Annotated in this window: 20 protein-coding genes and 1 pseudogene; 13 read left to right on the top strand and 8 right to left on the bottom strand. The window is 71.3% G+C overall.

Features of this window, described 5'->3' with window-relative positions; genetic code table 11:
• Positions 1 to 76: 76 nt before the first annotated feature.
• On the top strand, positions 77 to 838 hold the full coding sequence (locus ACZ63J_RS34410; protein ID WP_465398912.1) for a trypsin-like serine peptidase: 762 nt from the start codon (positions 77 to 79) through the stop codon (positions 836 to 838).
• A 63-nt stretch (positions 839 to 901) separates the two neighbouring features.
• On the opposite strand, the gene ACZ63J_RS34405 is transcribed toward ACZ63J_RS34410, so the two are convergent.
• The gene (locus ACZ63J_RS34405; RefSeq protein ID WP_465398911.1) at positions 902 to 1,726 is read right to left on the bottom strand and encodes a hypothetical protein; all 825 of its coding nucleotides are present in this window, start codon (positions 1,724 to 1,726) and stop codon (positions 902 to 904) included.
• 176 nt (positions 1,727 to 1,902) lie between these two features.
• Positions 1,903 to 2,532 carry a TetR/AcrR family transcriptional regulator gene (locus ACZ63J_RS34400; RefSeq protein WP_465398910.1) on the bottom strand — a complete coding sequence of 210 codons (630 nt, stop codon included), beginning with the start codon at positions 2,530 to 2,532 and terminating at the stop codon, positions 1,903 to 1,905.
• Between the two features lie 84 nt (positions 2,533 to 2,616).
• On the opposite strand from ACZ63J_RS34400, the gene ACZ63J_RS34395 reads away from it, so the two are divergent.
• From ACZ63J_RS34395 to ACZ63J_RS34385, 3 genes are all read left to right on the top strand, one after another.
• Positions 2,617 to 4,320, top strand: coding sequence for a TIGR03086 family metal-binding protein (locus tag ACZ63J_RS34395; protein WP_465398909.1), 1,704 nt, complete (start codon positions 2,617 to 2,619; stop codon positions 4,318 to 4,320).
• Positions 4,321 to 5,575: 1,255 nt separating this feature from the next.
• Complete coding sequence (locus tag ACZ63J_RS34390; protein ID WP_465398908.1) at positions 5,576 to 6,769, top strand: Glu/Leu/Phe/Val family dehydrogenase; 1,194 nt, start codon at positions 5,576 to 5,578, stop codon at positions 6,767 to 6,769.
• 7 nt (positions 6,770 to 6,776) lie between these two features.
• Positions 6,777 to 7,805 carry an LLM class flavin-dependent oxidoreductase gene (locus ACZ63J_RS34385; RefSeq protein WP_465398907.1) on the top strand — a complete coding sequence of 343 codons (1,029 nt, stop codon included), beginning with the start codon at positions 6,777 to 6,779 and terminating at the stop codon, positions 7,803 to 7,805.
• On the opposite strand, the gene kstD is transcribed toward ACZ63J_RS34385, so the two are convergent.
• Positions 7,802 to 9,523 carry a 3-oxosteroid 1-dehydrogenase gene (kstD, locus tag ACZ63J_RS34380; protein ID WP_465398906.1) on the bottom strand — a complete coding sequence of 574 codons (1,722 nt, stop codon included), beginning with the start codon at positions 9,521 to 9,523 and terminating at the stop codon, positions 7,802 to 7,804. The two genes, ACZ63J_RS34385 and kstD, sit on opposite strands and share 4 nt — an antisense overlap.
• A gap of 179 nt (positions 9,524 to 9,702) precedes the next feature.
• Between kstD and ACZ63J_RS34375 the strand changes: the two genes are divergently transcribed.
• Both ACZ63J_RS34375 and ACZ63J_RS34370 read left to right on the top strand, forming a co-directional pair.
• Positions 9,703 to 10,404: an SDR family oxidoreductase gene (locus ACZ63J_RS34375; RefSeq protein WP_465399185.1), complete on the top strand. Its 702-nt coding sequence runs from the start codon at positions 9,703 to 9,705 to the stop codon at positions 10,402 to 10,404.
• Positions 10,405 to 10,414: 10 nt separating this feature from the next.
• The gene (locus ACZ63J_RS34370) at positions 10,415 to 11,140 is read left to right on the top strand and encodes a nucleotidyltransferase domain-containing protein (RefSeq protein WP_465398905.1); all 726 of its coding nucleotides are present in this window, start codon (positions 10,415 to 10,417) and stop codon (positions 11,138 to 11,140) included.
• Here the strand turns inward: ACZ63J_RS34370 and ACZ63J_RS34365 are convergent.
• Entirely contained in the window at positions 11,137 to 12,414 is a 1,278-nt protein-coding gene (locus tag ACZ63J_RS34365) for a 6-phospho-beta-glucosidase (RefSeq protein ID WP_465398904.1), read from the bottom strand. The genes ACZ63J_RS34370 and ACZ63J_RS34365 overlap by 4 nt on opposite strands.
• Positions 12,411 to 13,160 (bottom strand): DeoR/GlpR family DNA-binding transcription regulator, encoded by a 750-nt coding sequence (locus ACZ63J_RS34360; protein WP_465338454.1) that lies wholly within the window; start codon positions 13,158 to 13,160, stop codon positions 12,411 to 12,413. Before ACZ63J_RS34360 ends, ACZ63J_RS34365 begins: the two co-directional genes overlap by 4 nt.
• 117 nt (positions 13,161 to 13,277) lie before the next feature.
• Here ACZ63J_RS34360 and ACZ63J_RS34355 point away from each other — a divergent pair, with 117 nt between their 5' ends.
• The 5 genes from ACZ63J_RS34355 (at position 13,278) to ACZ63J_RS34335 (ending at position 17,644) form a co-directional block, all read left to right on the top strand.
• Positions 13,278 to 14,306, top strand: a complete 1,029-nt coding sequence (locus ACZ63J_RS34355; protein WP_465398903.1) for a carbohydrate kinase family protein — start codon at positions 13,278 to 13,280, stop codon at positions 14,304 to 14,306.
• Positions 14,306 to 15,016 (top strand): heavy metal-binding domain-containing protein, encoded by a 711-nt coding sequence (locus ACZ63J_RS34350; RefSeq protein WP_465398902.1) that lies wholly within the window; start codon positions 14,306 to 14,308, stop codon positions 15,014 to 15,016. The genes ACZ63J_RS34355 and ACZ63J_RS34350 overlap by 1 nt, the downstream gene beginning before the upstream one ends.
• Before the next feature lie 601 nt (positions 15,017 to 15,617).
• Positions 15,618 to 16,415, top strand: coding sequence for a heavy metal-binding domain-containing protein (locus ACZ63J_RS34345; RefSeq protein WP_465398901.1), 798 nt, complete (start codon positions 15,618 to 15,620; stop codon positions 16,413 to 16,415).
• Between the two features lie 9 nt (positions 16,416 to 16,424).
• A complete protein-coding gene (locus ACZ63J_RS34340) occupies positions 16,425 to 17,243 on the top strand; it encodes a heavy metal-binding domain-containing protein (protein ID WP_364520978.1) in 819 nt (272 codons plus the stop codon).
• Positions 17,243 to 17,644 carry a hypothetical protein gene (locus ACZ63J_RS34335; RefSeq protein WP_465439750.1) on the top strand — a complete coding sequence of 134 codons (402 nt, stop codon included), beginning with the start codon at positions 17,243 to 17,245 and terminating at the stop codon, positions 17,642 to 17,644. Before ACZ63J_RS34340 ends, ACZ63J_RS34335 begins: the two co-directional genes overlap by 1 nt.
• A gap of 137 nt (positions 17,645 to 17,781) precedes the next feature.
• Here ACZ63J_RS34335 and ACZ63J_RS34330 read toward each other — a convergent pair.
• Positions 17,782 to 19,869, bottom strand: a pseudogene (locus ACZ63J_RS34330) (PQQ-dependent sugar dehydrogenase).
• Between the two features lie 299 nt (positions 19,870 to 20,168).
• Positions 20,169 to 21,023 (bottom strand): alpha/beta fold hydrolase, encoded by an 855-nt coding sequence (locus ACZ63J_RS34325; protein ID WP_465398899.1) that lies wholly within the window; start codon positions 21,021 to 21,023, stop codon positions 20,169 to 20,171.
• Positions 21,024 to 21,124: 101 nt separating this feature from the next.
• Between ACZ63J_RS34325 and ACZ63J_RS34320 the strand changes: the two genes are divergently transcribed.
• Entirely contained in the window at positions 21,125 to 21,700 is a 576-nt protein-coding gene (locus ACZ63J_RS34320) for a CGNR zinc finger domain-containing protein (RefSeq protein ID WP_465398898.1), read from the top strand.
• 225 nt (positions 21,701 to 21,925) lie between these two features.
• On the opposite strand, the gene ACZ63J_RS34315 is transcribed toward ACZ63J_RS34320, so the two are convergent.
• Positions 21,926 to 22,753 carry an oxidoreductase gene (locus ACZ63J_RS34315; protein WP_465398897.1) on the bottom strand — a complete coding sequence of 276 codons (828 nt, stop codon included), beginning with the start codon at positions 22,751 to 22,753 and terminating at the stop codon, positions 21,926 to 21,928.
• A gap of 120 nt (positions 22,754 to 22,873) precedes the next feature.
• On the opposite strand from ACZ63J_RS34315, the gene ACZ63J_RS34310 reads away from it, so the two are divergent.
• Positions 22,874 to 23,434, top strand: a complete 561-nt coding sequence (locus tag ACZ63J_RS34310; protein WP_465311620.1) for a TetR/AcrR family transcriptional regulator — start codon at positions 22,874 to 22,876, stop codon at positions 23,432 to 23,434.
• Positions 23,435 to 23,465 lie beyond the last annotated feature (31 nt).

Raw genomic sequence — 23,465 nt, 5'->3', positions numbered from 1 at the left:
GCACAGCCGCTGTGAGGTCTCTGTGGATCCGGCTCCACACGCTGCCGGGACGCCGCTGTTGTGGTGCTCTGGAGGGGTGGCGATCAAGTACTGGCGGCCCGCGCTCGCGGCCGCGACGGGCGTGCTGGTGGTGACGGCCGGCCTCGTCCTGGGCACGAACACCACGGCCGACGACGCCTACGCCGCCGGCGCCCCCGCTCCGGCCACTCCGGCCACTCCGGTCACTTCGCCTGCGCCGGCCACGGTTGCGAAAACCGCCACCCCGGTCGGCGCGTTGTTCGCGAACGGGAGCCATTTCTGCACGGCGAGCGTCGTCCATTCCGGAACCGGTGATCTGGTGTTGACCGCGGCCCACTGCGTCAAGGACGGGATGGCTTTCGCGCCCGGATATCACGACGGCGTCGCGCCTTATGGAATGTGGACGGTCACCGACGTCGCCGTCGCTCCCGGATGGACGGCTTCGGCCGATCCCGACCTGGATTTTGCGTTCCTCACCGTTCAGCAGCCCGGAAACCCGGCTTCGGTGGAAAGCCTCACCGGCGCGAACGTGCTCGGCACCGGCCGCGGGTTCACGCACCGCATCACCCTGACGGGCTACCCCGACACCACCGACAAACCGGTGGTCTGCCAAGGGGACACCACGCAGTCCGACACGTTCCAGCAACGCGTCGCCTGCCCCGGGTTCCCCGACGGCACCAGCGGCGGCCCGTGGGTGACCGACGGCGCGGTCGTCGGGGTCATCGGCGGTTACGAACTCGGCGGCGACACCCCGGACGTCTCCTACAGCGCCTACTTCGACGACGACATCGCGAAGCTGTACACGTCCGTCAACGGCTGAAAACGCGAACCGGGCCCGCGTCCCTGGCGGAGGACACGAGCCCGGTTCACCTCTCGCGAACCCTCAGCAGGACACGATGAGCCCGGTGAACGCCGAGCACTTCTTCGAAGCGCTGTCGTTGGCACTGGTGGGATCCGCCGGCGTGCTGGCCGTCCGCTGCACCGAAGTGACGTACGAGCCCATGGCGAGCAGGCCGCCGTTGAGGGAGAACTTGGCCGTGGCCGAAGCCCCGCTCGCCAGCGAAGCGACGTCGCAGTTCAGCGTCCGGGTGCTGCCCACGCGGGTGCAGCCGGTCGCGCTGCCGAACGACAGACCCGACGGATACGTTGCCACGACACGGATCCCGCCGGCCGCGGACGGGCCGTTGTTCGTCACGGTGAGCGTGTAGTCGAACCGCGCGTTCAGCCCGCCGTGCCCGACGGCGCCGAGGGCGACCTTGACGTCGGCGGCCGTGGTCGACTGGCCGATGGTGATCACCGGGCCGTCGGTGCTCGTGAAGGCGTAGTTGTCACCGACGAACTGGTGGCGCAGCGTGAACTGGCCCGGCGCCGCGGTTTCCTTGACCCGCAAGGTGAACGTGGCCGTCCTGGTCCCGCCCGGCTCGACGTTGCCGACCGGCGCGCGGTAGCTGCCGTCGTAGGTGTAGCAGTCCGCCGTCGTGTCGACGCACTCCACCAGGTCGGCGAGGTCGGTGAGCGGGGTCGGTCTCGCGGAGATCGCCGCTTTCCCGCCTTCGACCGCGTAATCGAGTTCGTTGTAAAGGGTTTCGGTGACCGTGAAGGTCTGGCCGGGCAGCACCGTGGTGGCGCTGACCTCGACCGAACTGGGAGGCGGGGCCGCCTCCGCGGCGGGCGCCACCGCGAGGAAAGCCGTGGCCATCGCGGCCACCGAGGACAGGATCGTGGTCCGTCGCCAGCTTCGTTGCATAGTCGTGATCTCGCTGTTCCGTCCGGGGAATGGCGCTCTGACAGATGTTCCGTTTGTCTCGTTGCACAGCCGACGTTGATCAGTCGTCGCGCTCCCGGAATTCGTTACCGCCATCCGGCGGTGCCGCGGAACCGCCGTCAGGACGGACGCCAGCGGCCGTTCATCTCACCCGGGCGCGGCGGCGGACCCGGCAGTTCTTCACCTTTTCCCGCGGCCAGGCCTTCGAGGAGCAGGGCGAGGTAGCGGCGCCGCAGCTGCGCGGTGCGCTCCGGGTCGTCGACGCGGATCGCCGCGCAGCACTCGAGGATCATGCCGAGGTCTTCGGTGACGGCGTCCGCGCGCAGCCGGCCGGATTCCCGCGCCCGCTCGAAGAGGCGCGCGGACAGCTCGCCGGCGTGGCGGGCGTCGTCGCCCATCTCGGCCGTCGGGGTGAACGTGCCGGCGAGGTGGACGGTCAGGGAGTGCACGTCGGCGTCGACGACCCGGCGGAGGAAACCGGTCAGCGCCGTCCAGCCGTCCGGCTCCTCGGCGGCGCCCTCGGCTTCGGCGATGTACTTGCGGAGCCCGTCGTGGCAGAGCCGGCAGAGCAGGAACTCCTTGCTCGGGTACCGGCGGTAGAGCGCGCTGATCCCGACGCCCGCGCGCTCGGCGACGTGCGAGATCGGGGCCTTCGGGTCGACGAGGAAGACCTCGCGGGCGGCGTCGAGGATGACGACGTCGTTGCGGGCGGCCTGGCCGCGGCGGCCGGGCAGGGCTGTCTCGGGCATGGTCGGAGATTACCACTGGAACGGATCGTTCCGCTCTGCTACAGTTCGGAACGAAGCATTCCGTTCCAGCCTGAGGAGCTCATCATGACGGTCCCCGCCCTCCGCCCGTTCCGCGCCGAGGTCCCCCAGGCCGCTCTCGACGACCTGCGCGGCCGCCTCGAGCGCGCCCTCTGGCCGGACGACCTGCCCGCCGCGTACGGCGTGACGAACGAGCGGGTCCGCGCGCTGGCCGAGTACTGGCTGGAGAAGTTCGACTGGCGGGCCTTCGAGGCGCGGCTGAACGCGTACCCGCAGTTCGTCACGGAGATCGACGGCGAGACCATCCACTTCCTGCACGTCCGCTCGTCGCGGCCGGACGCGACGCCGCTGGTGCTGACGCACGGCTGGCCGGGGTCGGTGGCGGAGTACCTCGACGTGATCGGCCCGCTGACCGAGCCGGAGTCGGCCGAGGCGCCGGCGTTCCACCTGGTCGTCCCGTCGCTGCCGGGCTTCGGGTTCTCGGGCCCGACGAAGTCGGCGGGCTGGGACAAGTACCGCACGGCGGCGGCGTGGGCCGAGCTGATGAGCCGGCTGGGGTACGAGTCGTACGGCGCGGTCGGCAACGACGCGGGGTCGATGATCTCGCCCGAGCTCGGCCGGATCGCGCCGGAGAAGGTCGTCGGGGTGCACGTCACGCAGCTGTTCTCGTTCCCGTCGGGCGACCCGGCCGAGATGGCGGACCTGAGCGAGGCCGACCAGGCGGCGCTCGCGCACCTGCAGTGGTTCTACGAGAACATGTTCTCGTTCAACCAGCTGCACAGCCAGCAGCCGCACACGCTGGCGTTCGCACTGGCCGACTCGCCGCTGGGCCTGCTGGCCTGGAACGCGCAGCTGTTCGGCGAGCACCTGGACGCGGACTTCGTCCTGGCGAACGTGGCGCTGTACTGGCTGACGGGCACGGCAGGCTCGTCGATCCGCTTCTACTACGAGGACGCGCACACGGCGACCCACCCGGCGGAGCCGACCACGGTCCCGACGGCCCTGGCGATGTTCAAGGGCGACTTCCAGTCGATCCGCCGGTTCGCCGACCGCGACCACACGAACATCGTCAGCTGGAACGCGTACGAAGCCGGAGCGGGCTCGGCCGGCCCCCGCGACGCGGCGGGCCACTACGCGGCGCACGAGGCCCCGGAGATCCTGGTGGCGGACATCCGAGGGTTCTTCGCAAGCCTGAGCGCGCCGGCGTGGCCGCTGCTGGCGTCGGCCCACGCGGCCCTGCGCACGGCGGTGGCGGGAGTCCAGGACTGGACGGTGCCAACCCCGTGCGACGCGTGGAACGTGACCCAGGTCCTCCAGCACGCGGCAGGCGACCAGCTGGGCTACGCGGCATTCATCACGGGCTCGGGCGGCCCCGACTTCGACCCGTTCTCCCCGTCGGGCGCCCTCGAGGTCTCGGCATCGGCGTTCCTGGAGCCGACTTTGACGGCGTCGGCAGCGGCCTTCGCAACGGTGTCACGGTCGGCAACGGAGGTCCCGACCCCGCTGCCCCAGGGAGCCCTCCCGGCCGAGGTGGCGGTAGGAGCGGCGGCGTTGGACGCGGCGGTCCACGCCTGGGACATCGCGGTGGCGACGGGCCAGGTTTCCCCGCTGACGGAGGAGATGGCGGCGGAGCTGTTGCCGGTGGCAAGGGAGCTGGCCGAGCCACTGCGCGGCTTCGCCTACGCGGCGGCGTTGGAGGGCCCGGCTGAGGACAGCGCGGTCTCGACGCTGCTGCGGTACTTGGGCCGCAACCCCCTTTGGACGGCTTGAGGTCTGGTGTTTCGCTGGGGTCTTCCCCGTGGGTTCGTACCACCGGGCCCCCCGGGGGTTTCCCGCTGGGGTTCTCTCCCGTGGGTTCGTACCACCGGGCCCCGGGGTTCCCCGCGGGGGTTCTCTCCCGTGGGTTCGTACCACCGGGCCCCGGGGTTCCCCGCGGGGGTTCTTCCCCGTGGGTTCGTACCACCGGGCCCGCTCCCACCGGGTTCCTCGCCGGGGTTTCTCTCCGGGGCTCGCTCCGCCAGGCTGCTCTACCGGGCAAGCCCACGCGGGGCTCCCCGCCCGGGCGCGCCCTCCGGGTTACGGCACCAGGCCTGCCCCGGCGGGGAGGCCCGGTGGAGCAAGCCCCCGCGGGCTCTCTTTGCCAGGTTCTCCGCCGGGCTTGCTTCACCCGGATCTCGCCCCCGGGATTTCTCCACTGGGACTTCTCCTCCGGATTCGTTCTACTGGGCCCGCCGACTCCGGGCCTGCACCATCCGGGTTGCCCACCGGGCCCTCCCCCGTCGGGCTTGCCCCACCGGGACCTCCCACCTCGGAGTTGCCCCGCCGGGCTCGCCCCACCGGATCGCCCCACCGAGACCTCCCGCCCCGGAGTTGCCCCGCCGGGCTCGCCCCACCGGGACCTCCCACCCCGGGCTTGCCCACCGGGGCTGCCCAGCCCGGGCCACCCCGTCGGGATCTCTCCGCCGAGGTTCCTCCCGTCGACCCCTCCACCGGGGGTTCTCTCCGCCGGGCTTGCTCCACCGGGCCTCACCGCCGGCCCGGGACCTCTCCGGCGAAGTTCCTCCGCCAGGGTTCCTCCCCGGGGTTGTCCGCCGATAGTGCTTCACCGGCCCTCTTCCCCCTCGGGCTTCTCCGCAGCGGTCTCTCCGCCCAAGTCTTTCCACCGGGCCCTCCCGCCGCTGGGGATGCCCACCGGGGGGTTGCCCGCCCGGGTCTGCCCATCGGGGATCCCCACCGGGGGTTGCCTCACCCACGCTTGCCCATCGGGATCTCTCCGCCGGATCTCACCGCCCGATCCCTCCGCCATAGCACCGACACTCGACCCACCGGCCCTGCGCAAGTCCACACTCACCGCGGCAACACTCCACCGCCCTCGCGCAACCTCCGCCAGGCCCCCCGCCCCGCATAATCCACTGTGGACAACCCAGCCCCGAGCACAACCCCTACCCCAGACCGACGACCTAGGTACGGTGTCCCGCATGACACGAAAGGCGGCCCCTCACCAACCAACCGCCCAGGAGCAGCGATGACCGAACCAGCCTTCCTCGAGATCGCCTGGACCGACCCGGTCACCGCCTGCCGCGGTTACCTCGTGATCGACCGCCTGGTCCGCGGGGTCGCCAGCGGCGGCCTCCGGATGCGCCGCGGCTGCACGCTCTTCGAAGTCCGCGGCCTCGCCCGCGGCATGACCCTCAAAGAAGCCCTCAACTACGACCCCCACGGCCGCTACATCCCCCTCGGCGGCGCCAAGGGCGGCATCGACTTCGACCCCTACGACGACCGCGCCCGGGATGTGGTCGCGCGGTTCCTTCATGCCATGCGGCCGCTGATCGAGCGGTACTGGACCATGGGCGAAGACCTCGGCCTGCGCCAGGACGTCATCGACGGCATCATCACCGAAATCGGCCTGCTCAGCTCCGTCCAGGCCGTCTACCCGCTGCTCGAAGACCGCGAAGAAGCGACCGGACGGCTCGCCGACGCCTTCCGGATCGAGGTCGGCGGCCTGGGGCTCGACGAGCTGGTCGGCGGCCTCGGCGTCGCGCAAGCCACCCTCACCGGCCTCGAACAACTCGGCCTGAGCAACGAGAACCGGGTTGTCGTCCAGGGCTTCGGCTCGATGGGCGGGGCCACCGCCCGGTTCCTCGCCGAGGCCGGGCTGAAGGTCGTCGGGGTCTCGGACGTCCGCGGTGTCGTCACCAACCCCGCCGGCCTGGACGTCGAGAACCTGCTCCGGCACCGCGACCGCTTCGGCGGCATCGACCGCGACAACCTCAAGCCCGGTGACGAGCTGCTCCCGCCGGAAGCCTGGCTCGACGTCGAGGCCGAGGTGCTCGTGCCGGCCGCCATCTCCTACTGCGTCGACGCCGACAACCAGGCCAAGATCGGCGCGAAGCTCATCGTCGAGGCCGCGAACCTGCCCGTCACCGCGGAGGCCGAGGAGCTGCTCGACGCCCGGGGCATCCGGGTGGTGCCGGACTTCGTCGCCAACTCGGCGACCAACTCCTGGTGGTGGTGGACGCTCTTCGGGGACGTCGGGGCGGACGCCGACGAGGCCTTCACCAAGGTCCGGACCCGGATGAAAGACCTGGTCAGCGGCATGTTCGACCACGCCACCCGCGACAACGTCAGCCTCCGGACCGCTGCCCTGAGGCTCTCGGAGCAGAACCTCGAAGCCATCCAGGACCGGTACGGGGAACGAACCGGCGACCGAGATAGTTGAACGCTCTATGAAACTCGGCATCTACAGCTTCGGCGACCGCGCTCCGGACCCGCGCACCGGCGAGCAACCCAGCGTCGCCACGACCCTGTCCAACACCCTCGAACGCATCAAGCTCGCCGACGAGCTCGGCCTGTCCTTCTACGGCCTCGGCGAGCACCACCTCGACCAGTACGCGATCTCCAACCCGGGCACGGTGCTGGCCGCCGCCGCGAGCCTGACCAGCCAGATCACGCTCAGCTCCGCCGTCACCGTGCTGAGCACCGAGGACCCCGTCCGCGTCTACCAGCAGTTCACCACGCTCGACCAGCTCAGCCACGGCCGCGCCGAGCTGCTCGCCGGGCGCGGCTCGTTCACCGAGTCGTTCCCGCTCTTCGGCAACGACCTCGGCGACTACGACGAGCTGTTCGAAGAGAAGCTCGCCCTGCTGCTGCGCATCGACCGCGAAGACCCGCTGACCTGGTCCGGCAAGTTCCGGCCGCCGCTGGAGAACGCGCGGATCCTGCCCCGGCCCTACCACCGCCGGCTGCGCATCTCGATCGGCACCGGCGGCAACCCCGAGTCGTCGATCCGCGCCGGGCTGCTGGGCCTGCCGGTGGTGTACGCCGTGATCGGCGGACGTCCCGAGCGCTTCGCCCCGCTGGTCGACCTCTACCGCCAGGCGGGCGAAGCCGGCGAGCACACCAAGGAAGACCTCCACGTCACCATGGGCGCTATCGGGTTCCTCGCCGACAACTCCCAGGACGCGAAGGAGAAGTTCTACCCGTACTGGCTCGAAACGATGAAGTACGGCGCGAAGGCCCGCGGCTGGGCCGTCCCGACCCGCGCGGAGTACGACCAGTACACCCACGGCGCGCAGGCGCTGTTCGTCGGCAGCCCGCAGGAGATCGCCGACCGGCTGATCACCGTCGGCAAGCTCACCGGCGCCGACCGGTACGCGCTGCAGATGGACTGGTCCGGCGTGCCGCACAAGGACGTCATGCGGGCCATCGAGCTGCTCGGCACCGAGGTGCTGCCACTGGTGGAAAAGGAGTTCTAGACGTCGTTCGCGGCGATGTAGCCGAACGTCATCGCCGGCCCGATGGTCGAGCCGGCGCCGGCGTAGCTGTGGCCCATCACCGCCGCGCTCGCGTTGCCGGCCGCGTACAGGCCGGGGATCACCGAACCGTCCGGGCGCAGCACGCGCGCCCGGGCGTCCGTGCGCATGCCGCCCTTCGTGCCGAGGTCGCCGGGGACGATCTTGAACGCGTAGAACGGCGGTGCCCACAGCGGCGCCAGGCAGGAGTTGGGCAGCACCAACGGGTCCGTGTAGTAGTGGTCGTACGCACTCGCGCCGCGCAGGTAGTCGCGGTCGGTTCCGGTCCAGGCGAAGCCGTTGAACCGGTCCACAGTGGACTTCAGCGCGGCCGCCGGCACGCCGATCTTCGTGCCCAGTTCCTGGATGCTCGACGCCTTGAAGACGGCGCCGGCCGCGTACCAGGCGTCCGGGAACGGCAGCAGCGGCAGGATGTCGCGGAACAGGTACTTGTTCCGGTAGTTCTGGTCGACGACCAGCCACGCCGGGATGTCGTTCCTGTCGTACATCGTGTGCACGACGTCGCTGTAGGGCGCGGCTTCGTTGACGAACCGCTGCCCGGCCTGGTTCACGATCAGGCCGCCGGGCAGAGTGCGCTCGGCGAGGCAGAAGTACGGGTCACCCGGGGTCGGGATCGCCGGGCCCCACCAGGCGTCGTCCATCAGGTCGAGCGCCGCGCCCGCACGCTGGCCGGCCCGGTGGCCGTCACCGGTGTTCTCCTTGGCCCCGACCGTCCAGTCGGTGCCGATCGGCTGCCGCTGGTACTGCGCGCGCATCGCGACGTTGTGCTCGAAACCGCCCGAGCCGACGATCACCCCGCGCCGGGCGCGCACGAGCCCCTGCGGCACCAGAACCCCGATCACCGCGCCGTTTTCGACGTTCAGGTCGAGCAACGGCGTGCTCAGCCACACCGGCACGTTCGACCGTTGCAGCCCGGCCCGCAGCCCCGCGGCCAGCGCCTGGCCCATGGTGAGCGGCTTCTGCCCGGCGAGCGCCGCAGCCGTGCCGCGCGCGAGACAGGTGGCGGCGACCGCGGCGCCCTTGGCGTTCACCGCGGCCAGGTTCAGCCACTTGTAGTCGGCGCTGAAGACGACGAGCCCGGGCGGCGTCGCGAGGTAGGCCGGGTTGAGGTTCGCCAGCTCGGCGCCGAGCAGGTTCCCGTCGAACTGGTCGGGCTCGATGGACCGCCCGTTCGGCAGGCCGCCCGGCAGCTCCGGGTAGTAGTCGCTGTAGCCCTCCATCCAGCGGAAGCGCAGCGGGCTGTTCGCCATCACGGACGCGATCATCGCGGGACCGTTGCGCAGGAAGGCTTCCTGGCGCGCGGCGGGGACGTCCGGGCCGACGACGGCGGCGAGGTACTGCGCGGCCTTCGCCGGGGTGTCCGGCACCCCGGCGGCGAGCAGCACCGGGTTGTTCGGGATCCAGATGCCGGCGCCGGAGCGGGCCGCGGAGCCGCCGAAGGTGGGCGCCTTCTCGACCACGACGACGCTCAGCCCACGGGTGGCCGCCGTCAGCGCCGCGGTCATCCCGGCCGCGCCCGAGCCGACGACCACGACGTCGTACTCGCCCAGCAGCGGCGCGGCGCCCGCGGACGGCGCCGTCGCGAGCCCGGACGTCACGGCGATGCCCACGCCCGCCGCGGTGCCGCGCAGGACCTGGCGGCGGGTCAGATCGGTTCCCATGGCGGACATCGTGTCGGCACCCCGGCAAAACTGGAACCTGTTCTACCCGCTTGGAGCAGCTCGGTAGGCCACTGGTCCGAACCCGTGACGCCGTTCGCCACGCAAGTTGACGGTTCCCTCATCTGCTGGATAACTTGAGCTCAGTCTCAAGTTCTCTCGAGGAGGTTCTCTTGTCCCCTGTGATCGCCGTCCTGGGCGTCGGGCCCGGGCTGGGCCTGTCGATCGCCCGCCGGTTCGGCCGCGAAGGCTTCACGGTGGCGCTGGTGTCGCGGTCCGGCTCGCGGCACCCGGCGTACCGCGAGTCGCTGTCCGGGATCACCACGCACACGTACGCGGCCGACGTCACCGACAAAACCCAGCTGGACGCGGTCCTCGACCGCATCAGGACGGACGCGGGCGAGCTCGACACCGTCTACTTCGGACCGGCCGACATGGCGGTCGGCGCGGCCATGGCGCCCCTGCCCGAAGCCGGCGTCGAGAACCTGCGGGTGCCGTTCGAGTCGATCGTGCTGCCCGCGGCGCAGCTCACCCAGGCCGTGCTGCCCCGGATGCTGGCACGCGGCGGCGGGTCGCTCCTGTTCGCCGGCGGCCTCAGCGGCAAGTACCCGATGCCGCTGCTCGGCAGCTTCGCCCCGGCCTCGGCGGCGCTGCGCATGTATGTCCTGACGCTCAACGAGGCCCTGCGCGAGACCGGCGTCTACGCGGGCGCGCTGACCATCGGCGGGCTCATCGAAGGCGGGGACATCCACCGGATGTTCCTCGAGCAGGACCAGGGTTTTGTCCCCGGCACCCTCGACCCCGACACGATCGCCGAGCGGGCCTGGACCCTCCACGTCGAACGCGACGAAGCCGAGGCCGAATTCGTCGGGGTCACCGCCTAACCTGGGGATCATGTTCACCCCGGGGGATCGTCACCTGCTCCGCGAAGCCCTCGTCGAGGCGGCCCGGTCCGACGAGCGGGTCACCGGCGCCGCGCTCACCGGCTCGGCCGCGCTCGACGCCGAGGACGAGTGGTCCGACATCGACCTCGCGTTCGCGGTCACCGGCGAGCCCGAGCCGGTGCTCGCGGACTTCACCACGCGGATGTACCGCGAACACGAGGCCGTGCACCACATGGACGTCGTGTTCGAGCGGACGGTGTTCCGCGTTTTCCTGCTGGCGAACACGATGCAGGTCGACCTGGCGTTCTGGCCGGAAGCGGACTTCGGCGCGACCACGCCGAAGTTCCGGCTGCTGTTCGGCACGGCGCGGGACCGCCCGCAGTCGCCACCGGCGGACCCGCGGCGGCTGGTCGACCTGGCCTGGCTGCACGCGTTGCACGCGCGGTCGAGCATCGAACGCGGCCGTGGCTGGCAGGCCGAGTACATGATCGGCCGGGTCCGGGAGCACACGCTGGCGCTGGCGTGCGTCCGCCACGGCCTGCCCGCGGTCGAGGGCCGCGGCCTCGACCGGCTCCCGGCCGAGGTCACCCGGCCGTTCGAGGCGACCCTCGTCCGCGGGCTCGACGATCTCCGCGGTCCCTTCCGGGCGGTCACGGAGCTCTTCATCGGCGAGATCGAACTGCTCGACGCCGACCTGGCTCGTCGCTTGGCGCCGCTGCTACGCGAACTTTCCTAAGCCAGGTAAGCGAGTTCCGGGTGCGCGGCGGCGTAGGCGGCCAGCAGCCGCCGCGCCACCGGAACCGAGCCGACCAGCGGATGCAGGGCGAACGCCCGCAGCGCCGCGTCGCGCGAACCCGTGGTCGCCGCTTCGATCGTCGCCCGCTCGACGGCCTTGACCGCGGTCACCAGGCCCAGCGCATGGTCGGACAGGGGCGCGGCGGCGAGCGGCCGGGCGCCGTTCGAGCCGACGACGCACGGGACCTCGACCACGGCGTCCGATGGCAGGCCCGGGAGTGCGGATCCGTTGCGGACGTTGAGGATCAGCGTGGTGCGTTCGCCGCGCGCGAGGGCGCGCATCAGCGCCAGCGCGACCTTTTCGTAGCCGCCGCCCTCGAGATCGTCTCGCTCTCCTTCGCGTGTCTCGGCCATGTACGTCGCTTCGCGCTCCAAGCGCGTGCGCTCCCACGACGTCAACGAAGGTTCGGCGTAGAACCCGCGTTGCTGCTCCAGCAACTGGGCGCCGCGCGACTCCGCGCCGCCTTCGCGGGCGAAGTAGTAATAGTGCAGGTATTCGTTGGGGAAGGCGCCGAGCACACGCAGCCAGTCCGCGCCGAAGAGCTTGCCCTCCTCGAACGACTCGCACGCGGCCGCGTCGGCGAGCAGCCGGGGCAGGACGTCCTCCCCGGCGAGCCGGACCGCGCGCAGCCAGCCCAGGTGGTTGAGGCCCGCGTAGTCGAACTCCGCGGTCGCCGGGTCGACGCCGAGGGCGCGGGCGACCCGGCGGCACAGCCCGACCGGCGAGTCGCAGATGCCGATCACGCGGCCGCCGAGCTCCGCGGCCATCGCTTCGGTGACCATCCCGGCGGGGTTGGTGAAGTTGATGACCCACGCGCGGGGCGCGAGCTCCCGGATCGTCCGCGCGAGGGCGAGCGCGACCGGGACCGTCCGCAGCCCGTAGGCGATGCCGCCAGCGCCGACGGTTTCCTGGCCCAGCACGCCTTCCGCGTGCGCGATCCGCTCGTCCAGCCGCCGGCCGTGCAGCCCGCCGACCCGGACGGCCGAGAAGACGAAGTCCACATCGGACAGTGCTTCCGCGAGGTCGGTGGTCGTGCGCACGCGCGGCGCGTTCGCCGCTCCGGCCGCCTGCTCGGCGAGCACCCGCTCGATCGCGGCGAGCCGTCCGGCGTCGACGTCGTGCAGGACCAGCTCGGTGACGTCACCCCCGGCCAGCAGCGCGCCGTGCACCAGCGGCACGCGGAACCCGCCGCCGCCGAGGATCGTGAGCCTCACCGCAGCACCTCGACGCCGGCCTCGCCCAGCGCCGCGCACGTCGGCCCGTCGGCTCCGGCGCTGGTGACGACCACGTCGAGCGCGTCCGGCCCGCAGACCTTGGCCAGGCCGGTGCCGGGGAACTTGCCCGCGTCGGCGAGCAGCACGACCCGGTCGGCGGCGGCGACCATCGCGCGTTTCACCGGCACTTCGACCACCGTCGAGTCCATCACCTGTCCGTCGTTGCGGACACCGCTGGCGCCGAGGAAAACCGTGTCGGCGTGCACCTGGCGCAGCGCGTCCTCGGTCAGGAATCCCACCATCGAGTGATAACTGCGCCGCACGACACCGCCGAGCAGGACGAGCTGGACGTCGTCGGCGTCCTTCAGCTCTTCGTAGACGGCGAGGCTGCTGGTGATCACGGTGAGCGCGCGGTCGCGCAGGTGCCGCGCCAGCCGGTGCGCGGTGGTGCCGATGTCGAGGAGCACGGTCTCGCCGTCCCCGACCAGGCTCGCCGCGCGCCGGGCGACGGCGTCCTTCTCCTCGGCGCGCTCGGCGGCCACGCGGGCGAACGGCTCGTCGTCCTCGGCCGCCGCCATCGCCCCGCCGTAGACGCGGGTCAGGCGGCCTTCGCGGTCGAGCTGCACCAGGTCGCGCCGCACGGTGGCCGGGCTGACCCCGAGCCGCTCCGCGAGCGCGCCGACGGGCACCGGCCCGTCCGCGCGGAGGGCCCGCAGGATCAGCTCGTGGCGACGCTGGGGCAGCATCCGGCGACCATAGCAGTCAAACTCGCTCACCTCACGGGCAACTTTGAGCGGGTCTTGCGCATTTTGCGCATCTGAAGCACGCTCGTGCGCACCCATGCGCGATTCGTGGAGGCGCCCGTGACCGCTGAGCCCGCACCCGAGATCGACGTCTTCCTGTCCGGTCTGCTGTTCTTCGACCTGGTGTTCACCGGGCTCGAACAACCGCCGGCGCCGGGCACGGAGGTGTGGACGGGCGGCATGGGCTCGGGGCCGGGCGGCATCGCGAACTTCGCGGTGGCGCTGAGCCGGCTCGGCCTGCGGACGTCACTGGCGGCCGCGTTCGGCACCGACGTCTACGGGCGTTATTGCTGGGACGTGCTGGCCCGGCAGGAGCGCATCGACCTTTCGCGGTCGCGGCAGTTCCCGGAGTGGCACTCCCCCGTGACGGTGTCGCTCGCCTACGCCGGCGACCGCGCGATGGTCACCCACGGCCACCCGCCGCCCGTGCCCGTCGCGGAGCTGGCCGGGTCCCCGCCGACGAGCCGGGCGACGGTCGCGCACATCGGGCTCGACACCGCCGAGTGGGTCCACGCGGCGCACCAGAACGGCAGCCTGGTGTTCGCCGACGTCGGCTGGGACCCGTCGGAGGCCTGGTCACCGGCGCTGCTGGAGCAGCTGGCGTGCTGCCACGCGTTCCTGCCGAACGACGTCGAGGCGATGCGCTACACCCGCACCGACACGCCCGAAGCGGCGTTGGCGGCCCTGGCCGACCTGGTCCCGATCGCGGTGATCACCCGCGGCGGCGACGGCGTCCTGGCGGTGGACGGCATCACCGGCGAGACGGCGGCCGTTCCGGCCCTCCCGGTGGAGGTCCTCGACGCGACGGGCGCGGGCGACGTCTTCGGCGCGGGGTTCGTCGCGGCCACCCTGACGGGCTGGCCCCTGGCCGAGCGCCTGCGGTTCGCATGCCTCACGGCCAGCCTGTCGGTCCAGCACTTCGGCGGCGCGCTGGCCGCACCCGGCTGGCACGAGATAGCGGAGTGGCACGCACGCAACCGCCGTCCGGACTACGAGTTCCTCGACGACGTCCTCCCAGCGGAGACCATCGCGGCGATCACCCGCCGAGGCCCGGTGACGCTGGGTTTCGGCGAGGACAACTGGCACTGATGCGAGCCCACCGCTACACGGCATCCGGCCTCCGCACCTCCCTGCTGACGGTCCCCGGCGCGGTGGGCGCGGAAGCGGTCGGGCTCCGGCCGATCGGCGAGGTGATGGGCTGCGTCGTAACCCGCTCGGAGGACCTGACGTCAAGCATGCGCACCGGCTACGCGACGGCGTTGGACCGTCTTCGCGCGGAGGCCCGGTCCCTCGGCGCGGACGGCGTCCTGGCGATCAGCTGCACGGCAACCCACCCACGCCAGACGATCCAGGAGTTCGTGGCCCTCGGCACCGCGGTCCGTGCCAGCCGTGGAATGCGTCCGGAAGAGCCGTTCACGACGGGGTTGTCGGGTCCGGAGGTGGCGAAGCTCCTGCTGTCGGGCTGGGTCCCGGTGAGGTTGGCGATAGGCATCCACGGCGGCGAGGTGTACGACATCGCGATGACGGACCGCCCGGGTCGGGAGGCAGCGGCCCCGACGGAGCTGGTGACGAGGGTGAGAGCGGCGGCCCGCGAGGAGTTCGCGGCGGCGGTTCGGGTGTCTGGCGCGGATGGCGGGTTGGTGTCGTCGACAACGTTGCGAGCATGGGCTCTGGGCCGGACGGGAGCGGCGGCAGTGGCGGGTGTGTTCGGCACGGCGATCGCCCGGTGCGGCGATGGTCGGGCGGGGGTTTGGGCGGTGGTGCCGGTGGATGGCGGGCTGCCGGGCGGACGGGGTTGACGGGGAGCGCTGCTGGGCCACGCGATCGCCCCGCCGCCTGCTGACCTTGGCTGCCGCCGCCGCTCAGCCGGGCGGCCGCCTGGCCACTGGGTGCTCGCAGCCGCTGGCATTCGCCGCCGGTCGGGGCGATCGCCTGGTCGCGGCGTCCGGATACCGCTCGGCCGGTCGCTGCCGGTGAGATGGTCGCCCGGGCCCCGCCGCCGGGTGCCTGTTGCCCCTCGGCCGCCGATCAGCCGGGGCAGCCGTCGGACCATCACCAGATGCTCGCTCCTGCGTGGCCGCTTGCTGCCCAGCCAGCGCGATCGCTGGCCGCGTGGCGCCGAAAGTTCACCGCCGCACCGCCGCACCGCCGCACCGCCGCACCGCCGCACCGCCGCACCGCCGCACCGCCGCACCGCCGCACCGCCGCACCGCCGCACCGCCGCACCGAACGCTAGCTGCCGCCGACCGTCCGGCCGGCGAGCCGGTCGGCGAGCCGGTCGGTCGACACTCCTCACCGAGGGGACCTTCCGGACATACCCCGTCGATCACCCCTCACCCACCTCTTCCCCGCGCGGATCCGTGCCACGATGGGAGGTGAGCCCGGCGAAGGAGGTCCGAAGTGCCCGACTGGGACGGTCGTGGCCTGCCGCCCGTGGCGCGGGCGCGGGTCGAACGCTTTGCCTCCTCCGGGCTGAAGACCTCGCTGCTCACCGTGCCCGGCGCCGTCGGGGCCGAGGTTGCCGGCTTCACCGCCGTCGGCGAGGTCATGGGCTGTGTTGTGCAGCAGATCGGCTGGGCCGGCCCGGGCGTCTGGGCCGCCGAACAGGTCAAGCTGCTCTCGGGCATGCTGCGCCAGGGCTACAAGACCGCGCTCGACCGGCTCGTCCAGGAGGCGACCGCGCTCGGCGCCGACGGTGTGCTCGGGATCGGGTTCACCATCACCTCGCTCGACGACGTCATGCAGGAGTTCGTCGCCCTCGGCACCGCCGTCCGCGCCGAAACGAAACAACGGCCGCGGCGGGTGTTCACCACCGGTCTGGCGGGCCAGGACGTCGGCAAGCTGATGCAGGCGGGCTGGGTCCCGGTGAGCGTCGCGATCGGGGTCGCCGGCCGCGCGACGGTCGACTACAACATGCCGAACCAGACCGTCGCGTGGGCCGGGAACATCGAGGTCGACGCGCCCACGAAGGTCGTCACCGAAGCGCGTGCCGCCGCGCGTGCCGAGTTCGGCCGCGCGATCCGCGACTGCGGCGCCGACGGCGGCATCGTCTCCACCATGACCCTGCAGTCCTGGCCGGTCCAGCAGGTCGCCGTCGCCGGCGTCGCCACCGTGACCGGCACCGCGATCGCCCAGTTCCACACCGGCGCCGCCGCGCCGACCGCCGCGCTCAAGATCCTGCCGTTGAACCGTTCCTGAGGAGGCTTCGTGACCACCGCGGATCCCGCCGCGCAACACATCCCCGAGGATGCGATGCGCCGGCTCGCCGAGATGCGACCTGGTCAGAAGACCAGCCTGTTCACCTCGGACCTGAGCGTCAACGAGTTCCTCCTCGTGCGCGAAGCCGGGTTCCGGCCGCTGGGGCTCGTGCTCGGCTCGAGCATCTACCACGTCGGGTTCCAGATGGGACGGTGGAGCAAGAACCAGGAGCTCGACCGGCTTTCCCAGGCCATGTACCACGCCCGCGAGCTCGCGATGTCGCGGATGGAGGCGGAGGCGGACGTCCTCGGCGCGGACGGCATCGTCGCGGTCCGGCTCGAGATCGAGTTCAAGGAGTTCGGCAGCGACCTCGCCGAGTTCATCGCGGTCGGCACGGCGGTCAAGGCCGACGAACCGGGCGAATGGCGCAACAACACGGGGAAGCCGTTCACCTCCGACCTGTCCGGCCAGGACTTCTGGACGCTCGTGCAGGCGGGCTACGCGCCGCTCGGCATGGTGATGGGGACGTGCGTCTACCACATCGCGCACCAGCGGTTCCGGCAGATGATGGGGAACATCGGCCAGAACGTCGAGATCCCGCAGTACACCGAGGCGTTGTACGACGCGCGCGAGCTGGCGATGTCGCGCATGCAGACCGAGGCCGAGCAGCTCGAGGCGGAGGGCATCGTCGGGGTGCAGCTGCTGTCCCTGCCCCACCGGTGGGGCGGCCACACGACGGAGTTCTTCGCGATCGGCACCGCGGTGAAGCCGTTGCGCGCCGACCACCACATCGCCAAACCGCAGCTCGTCCTGCCCCTCACCGACTGATGGGCGCCGAGCTGGAGTTCCACCTGCTGGTGGCGGCGCTGCGTTCGGACCGCGCGGACGTCGAGTCGTACCACCGCGTCCTGTCCGAGACCCTGGGCGACGCGCTCCCGCCGGGAATGGTCGAGGTTTCCCGCCGCCGCACGTTCGCCGACCGCGTCGCGGGCCGCGCCGGGCAGGCGGTTTCGGTGCAGGTCACCACGCCGGACCGGGTGCTGGTGCTGAGCGCGGGCAAGCACGGCGGGGTCGACGCGGAGATCCGCCAGGTCGTGCGGGGCGTGGTGATCAGCCGCAAGGAAGCCGCGATCGACGACTGGCTCGAGGCGCTGGCCCAGGAACTGACGACGCTGGCGTCGAAGGACGCGAAAGCACGGGATGCGCTGTCGCGGCTGCTGGGTGACTGAGAAACCGTTGGCACTCAAGGGAAGTACATCGGGGGCCTGAACGCGCGCCCCCGATGTACAGCCTAGCTTGAGGGTACGACAAAACGGTGGTGCCGGAGCCGGCCGGGACGCGTGGCCGGCCGGCTCCTCGGTGGGACTTACCCGACCGACACCCGCAGGATCTTGTTGTGGCTGTTGTGCGGGGTGCTGTCCTTGTCACCGTCCACACTGGTCGCCAGCCACATCTGGCCGTCCGGGGCCGGCTCCACCGTGCGGAGCCTGCCGTACGTTCCGTTGAAGAACGTCTGGAAGTTCGTCAGCGAGCTGCCGCTGATCACCGCGCGGTAGAGCCGTGTGCCGCGCTGGCAGGCGACGTACAGCGCGTCGCGGATGATCGTGATGCCGCTGCACGAACCTTGCGCCACCGGGTAGGTCTTCTTCGGCGCGATGAACCCGGCGGTGCCGCACGACCCCGAAGTCCCTTCGCACGACGGCCAGCCGTAGTTGCCGCCCTTCGTGATCAGGTTCGTCTCGTCCATGACGCTGTTGCCGAACTCCTGCTCCCACAACCGGCCCTGGGAGTCGAACGCCAGCCCCTGCACGTTGCGGTGCCCGTAGCTCCACACCGCGTTGTGGAACGGGTTGTCCGCCGGGATCGTGCCGTCCGGGTTGGTCCGCAGCACCTTTCCGTTGAGACTGCTGGTGTTCGACGCGTTGTCGCCGTTCTGCGCGTCACCCGTGCCGGCGAACAGGTACCGGCCGTCCGGGCTGAAGCGCAGCCGCCCGCCGTTGTGGAACTTGTTGCGCGCGATGCCCGTCACGAGGATCTGCTCGGTGCTCGTGGACAGCGAATCGGCGGCGGGGTCGTATTTGATCCGGACGATCCGGTTGTCGTTCGGCGAGGTGTGCATGATGTAGAGCCAGTGGTCGGAGGCGAACGACGCCGGGTTGATCTCCAGGCCGGTCAGGCCGCCTTCGCCGTCGGTGCTCTGGACGTTCGGCACGGTCCCGATCGTCTTCTTCGCGCCGGTCTTCGGGTTCAGGTGGACGATCGAGTGCGCGTCACGCTGGTTGTAGAGGATCGTGCCGTCCGGCAGGGTGACCAGACCCCACACGACGTCGTCATCGGTCCCGACCTGCGTCGCGCCGCACACACCCTGCGACGGCGAACAGGTCGACCCGGGTGTTGTGGTGACGTCCAGGACCGGCGTGCTGGGCTCGCTCAGGTTGCCGTTCCCGTCGAAGGCCCGCACCTGCAGGTGGTAGGCGATGTTCGGGGTCAGCCCGCCGAGCGTGGTGCTCGCCGTGTCGGAGGTGCCGATCTAAGTGGCGGCCCCGCCGACGACGTTGAAGATCCGGTAGCCGGTGACCCCGACCTCGTCGGTCGAAGCGGTCCACGCGAGCCCGATCGACGTGCTGTTGACCGCGGTCGTGTGCACGTTCCCCGGCACGGACGGCGGTGTGTGGTCATCCGACGGCGGTGTCTTCACGGCGAGCGTGCCGCTGGCTTGCGACACGTTCCCGGCCGCGTCACGCGCGTTGACGTAGAAGCCGTAGTTGCCGTTCGGGCTGAGGTTGCCGCAGGACGCGGTGAGCGCGCCGGTGGTGCTGGCGCAGAGCTGCCCGTCCCGATAGACGTCGTAGCCCGCAACACCGTCGTTGTCGGTCGCCGCGGTCCACGTGATGGTCGCGCTGGTGGGCGTGACCCCGACGAGCGTCGGCGTGCCGGGCGGTGACGGCGGCTCGACGTCGCCGGTCGAACCGTAAACGCCGAACTCCTGTAGCGAGTAGCCCTTCGACGCGTCGGTGCGGCAGCGTTTTGTGCCGTACACCCGCACGTAGCGGCCGGTGCCGTCGAGCGAGGTCAGGTCCTCGACGCCCCCCTTTCCGGTGGTGGTCGCGTAGATCCGCGTCCACGTGACGTGGTCGGCGGACGTGTCGATTTCGTAGGCGGTTGCGCAGGAGGCGTCCCACTGCAGCCGGACCCGGCTGACGTGCGCGGTCACGCCGAGGTCGACGTAGATCCACTGCGGATCCACACCGGCCGCGCTTGCCCAGCGGGTCGCCGAGTCGCCGTCGACGGCGTCCGGCGCCGGACAGCACCCGCCCGCCGACGACGCCGTCACCGGCTTTCCCTGCGACAGCAAGGGATCCGCGGCTTGCGCCGGCCCCGCCACACTGATCGTCCCGACGACGAGCGCGGCCACCGCGGCCACGATCGTCCCCACCCGAATCCGTCCGGTCATCCCGTCCTCCACACAGCCGGCGCGGAGGATCGACCAGTGCGAGGCCTCCGCGGAACACAGTCGTGCCGCCACGGCCCCGGTCTGCTGCTCGCGCGCCCGGGCCCGTCGGCGAACGACCCGTCGGCGCAGGCAGAGGCGGATGCCTGACGACGACGGCGGGGTTCTCCGGGACCGGGACCGACCTGGGCAGGGCGATCTCGTCAGAACCCTACGAGCGGAACGTCCGGCCGGTCAACCGGCGCCGGACCGGCGTCCCGCTCATCGGGTAGCGCCGTGAAACCGTTGAGGGAGAACGAATTTCAGTTCGGCACCACCCGCCCCAGGAAGCCCCGGATGTACCCGGCGATGGTGTCCAGGTGCGTCTCCAGCGCGAAGTGGCCCGCGTCGAGCAGGTGGATCTCGGCGTCGGGCAGATCACGGGCGTACGCGCGGGCGCCGTCGGCGATGAAGATCTCGTCGTTGCCGCCCCAGACCGCCAGCAGCGGGACCTGGCTGGTCCGGAAGTACTCGTGGAACTTCGGGTAGAGGCCGATGTTGTGGTGATAGTCGGCGAGCAGCGCCATCTGGATCTCCGCGCCGCCGGGCCGGTCGAGCAGGGCCTGGTCGTGGATCCAGACGTCCGGGCTGACCAGCTCCGGGTCGGGCGAGCCGTCCAGGTACTGCGCCTTCGTCGCCTCGAGGGTGACCATGGCGCGCAGGTCCTCCTCGGTGAGCGTGCCGGCCGCGAGCCGTTGCGGGAGCCCGGCGCCCAGGCCCTCGACGTAGGCGTTGCCGTTCTGCGTGACGATCGCGGTGACCCGGTCCGGGTTCCCGGCCGCGACGCGCAGCCCGACCGGGGAGCCGAAGTCCTGGATGTAGAGCGCGAAGCGGTCGAGGCCGAGCTGGTCGAGCAGGCCCGTCGTGAGCTCGGCGAGCGCGTCGAAGGTGTAGGTGAACTCGTCGGCCGACGGCGCGTCGGACGCACCCGAGCCCAGGTAGTCGGGCGCGACGACGTGGTAGCGGTCGGCCAGCGCCGGGATGAGGTGCCGGTACATGTGCGAGCTGGTCGGGAAGCCGTGGAGCAGCACGATCGTGGGCGCGCCGGCGGGCCCGGCCTCCCGGTAGAACAGCCGGTGCCCGGCGACGGTGGCGTAGCGGTGATGCACGGTGACCATCGGTTTCTCCTCGCGTCTCATGGATACTTTTTATTTATCCATGAGACGAGGTAGGCTGTCAACGGGTCAGGGAAACTGGACACTGGACTCGGGAGGCGAACGTGGTCACTGCAGCACCCGGCGAGGAGCGCTCGCCGGCCCTGGCGCTGGTCAACACCCGGCGGCTCAACGCCGGCGAGGAGGTCGACGACCTCGCCGAGCCCCGCGAGGCCACCGCGTGGTTGCGCCGGCACGAACTCCCGGCGGCTTCCGTCGGCGCCGACGACCTGAGGCGCTTGACCGGCCTCCGCGCCGCGGTCCGCGAACTGCTGGCGGCCCTGGCCGAGGACCGCTCACCGGACGCCGGCGCCCTCGAGACGGTGAATGCGGCAGCCCGCGCCGACCGGGCCGCACCCCAGCTCGCCTGGCCGGCCGGTCCCAGCCTCGAGTGGCACAGCGCCCACCCCGGCAGCGCCGACGAGGCCCTGGCCGCCCTCGCCCGCGACGCGATCAACGTGGTCAGCGGTGACCTCGGCCGGCTGGCGCGCCCATGCGAAGCCCACGGCTGCGTGCGGTTCTTCTTCCGCGAGCACGCCCGCCGCCGCTGGTGCTCGACGACCTGCGGCGACCGGGTCCGCGCGGCCCGACACCAGCGGTTGGTGGTCGAGCAGCGGGAGTCCTCCCCGGAGCGCTCCTGACCCGGCCGCGCTCGCTACGCCGAAGCTGCCAACGCAGCTCCTTCAACGACAGCGCGAGGACAGTTCTCTGCGCCCAGGCCGCTCACACGGCTCGCTTCGACAACACCACGAGGCAATTCACTAAACCCGGGCCGCCCGCACGACTTCCTTCGACAACACCACGAGCCCAGTTCCATTCCGCCCAGGCCACCCACACGGATCCTTCGGCAACACCGCGAGCGCAGATCACTCCGTTGTGAACACCGCCGAGCGGCTCACCTCCGCCCATTCGGCCACTTCGGCGCCGCGAGCACGTTCCGACCGTTGCACGGCTTCGACCGCGTCCGCGCCGAGCAGCAGCCTCAGCGGAGGTTTGTCGAGGCGGACCAGGTCGGTGAGGATGTGGGCCGCCTTGGCTGGGTCGCCGGCCTGCTTGCCGTCGCTCGCGTCGCGCAGGCGGTGCATCTCCCCCACCGATGCGTCGTACTCCGGGCGGACCGTCGCGCGTTCCATCGAGGCGCCCTGCCAGTCCGTGCGGAACGCTCCAGGCTCGACGATCGTGACCTTGACGCCGAACGGTTTCACCTCCGCGTTGAGCACCTCGGAGAAGCCCTCCACGGCGAACTTGGCGGCCTGATAAGCGCCCAGCCCGGGTGATCCGCCGACCCGGCCGCCGACCGACGAGAACTGCAGGAAGTGCCCCGAGCCCTGCTCGCGGAACACCGGCAGGGCCGCCCGGGTGACGTTGACAACGCCGAAGAAGTTCGCCTCGACCTGCGCCCGGAAGTCGTCTTCCGCCATGTCTTCGATCGGCGCGCTGTTCGCGTACCCGGCGTTGTTGACCACCACGTCGAGCCCGCCGAACTCCCGCACCGCGAACGCGACCGCCTCGCGCGCGGCCGCGGGGTCCGTGACGTCCAGTGCGAATGCGCGGACCGCCTCCCCGTACTCGGCCACGAGATCCTTCAGCTGCTCCGGGCGGCGCGCGGTCGCGACCACGCGGTCACCGGTCTCCAGCGCGACCCTGGCCAGCTCGCGCCCGAACCCGCGAGAGCTGCCTGTGATCAGCCACATCCTGCCCATGATGCCCCTCTCCTCACTCTCCGGCCGGCCACAACCAACCGGTTGGTTAGCTCCAGGAAACACCGCACGGCCACGTTTGTCAACTAACCAGTCAGTTGATACGGTGGTGACATGAGAGACGCGGCCGAGACCAAGAGGCGATTGCTGGCCGCCGCCACCGAGGAGTTCGCGGAACGGGGCATCGCGGGCGCCCGCGTAGACCGGATCGCGGCCGCCGCGGAGTGCAACAAGGCGATGATCTACACCTACTTCGGCAGCAAGGACAAGCTGTTCGACGCGGTGTTCGGCGAGTCGGTCGCGCGGTTCGTCATCGACGTCCCGCTCGACGCCGGCGACCTGCCGGAGTACGCCGGCAAGCTCTTCGACCGGTACGAAGAGCGCCCGGACGCGCTGCGGCTGGCGGTGTGGCACCGGCTGGAGCGGCCCGAAGGCAAGTGGGTCACGGAAATCGTGCTGGCCAACGAGATCCGGCTGGACGACCTGAAACGAGCACAGGACGACGGGAGGTTGACCAAGCACTACACACCCATGGAGCTGCTGGTGCTGATCCAGTCGGTCTCGACGGCGTGGACAACGACCAATTCGGAGCTCGGCGTCCGCACGGCGATCCCCCGCGACCAGCGGCGGGCGCTGGTGGTGGACGCAGTCAGGAGGCTGATCGCGGAGCAGTGACGAGCGGTGCACGAAGGCTGCGAGCACGGGT

Source organism: Amycolatopsis sp. NPDC104863, from assembly GCF_055582965.1.
The sequence above is the reverse complement of the archived record's forward strand: the minus strand, read 5'-3'. Positions and strand labels throughout refer to the sequence as shown.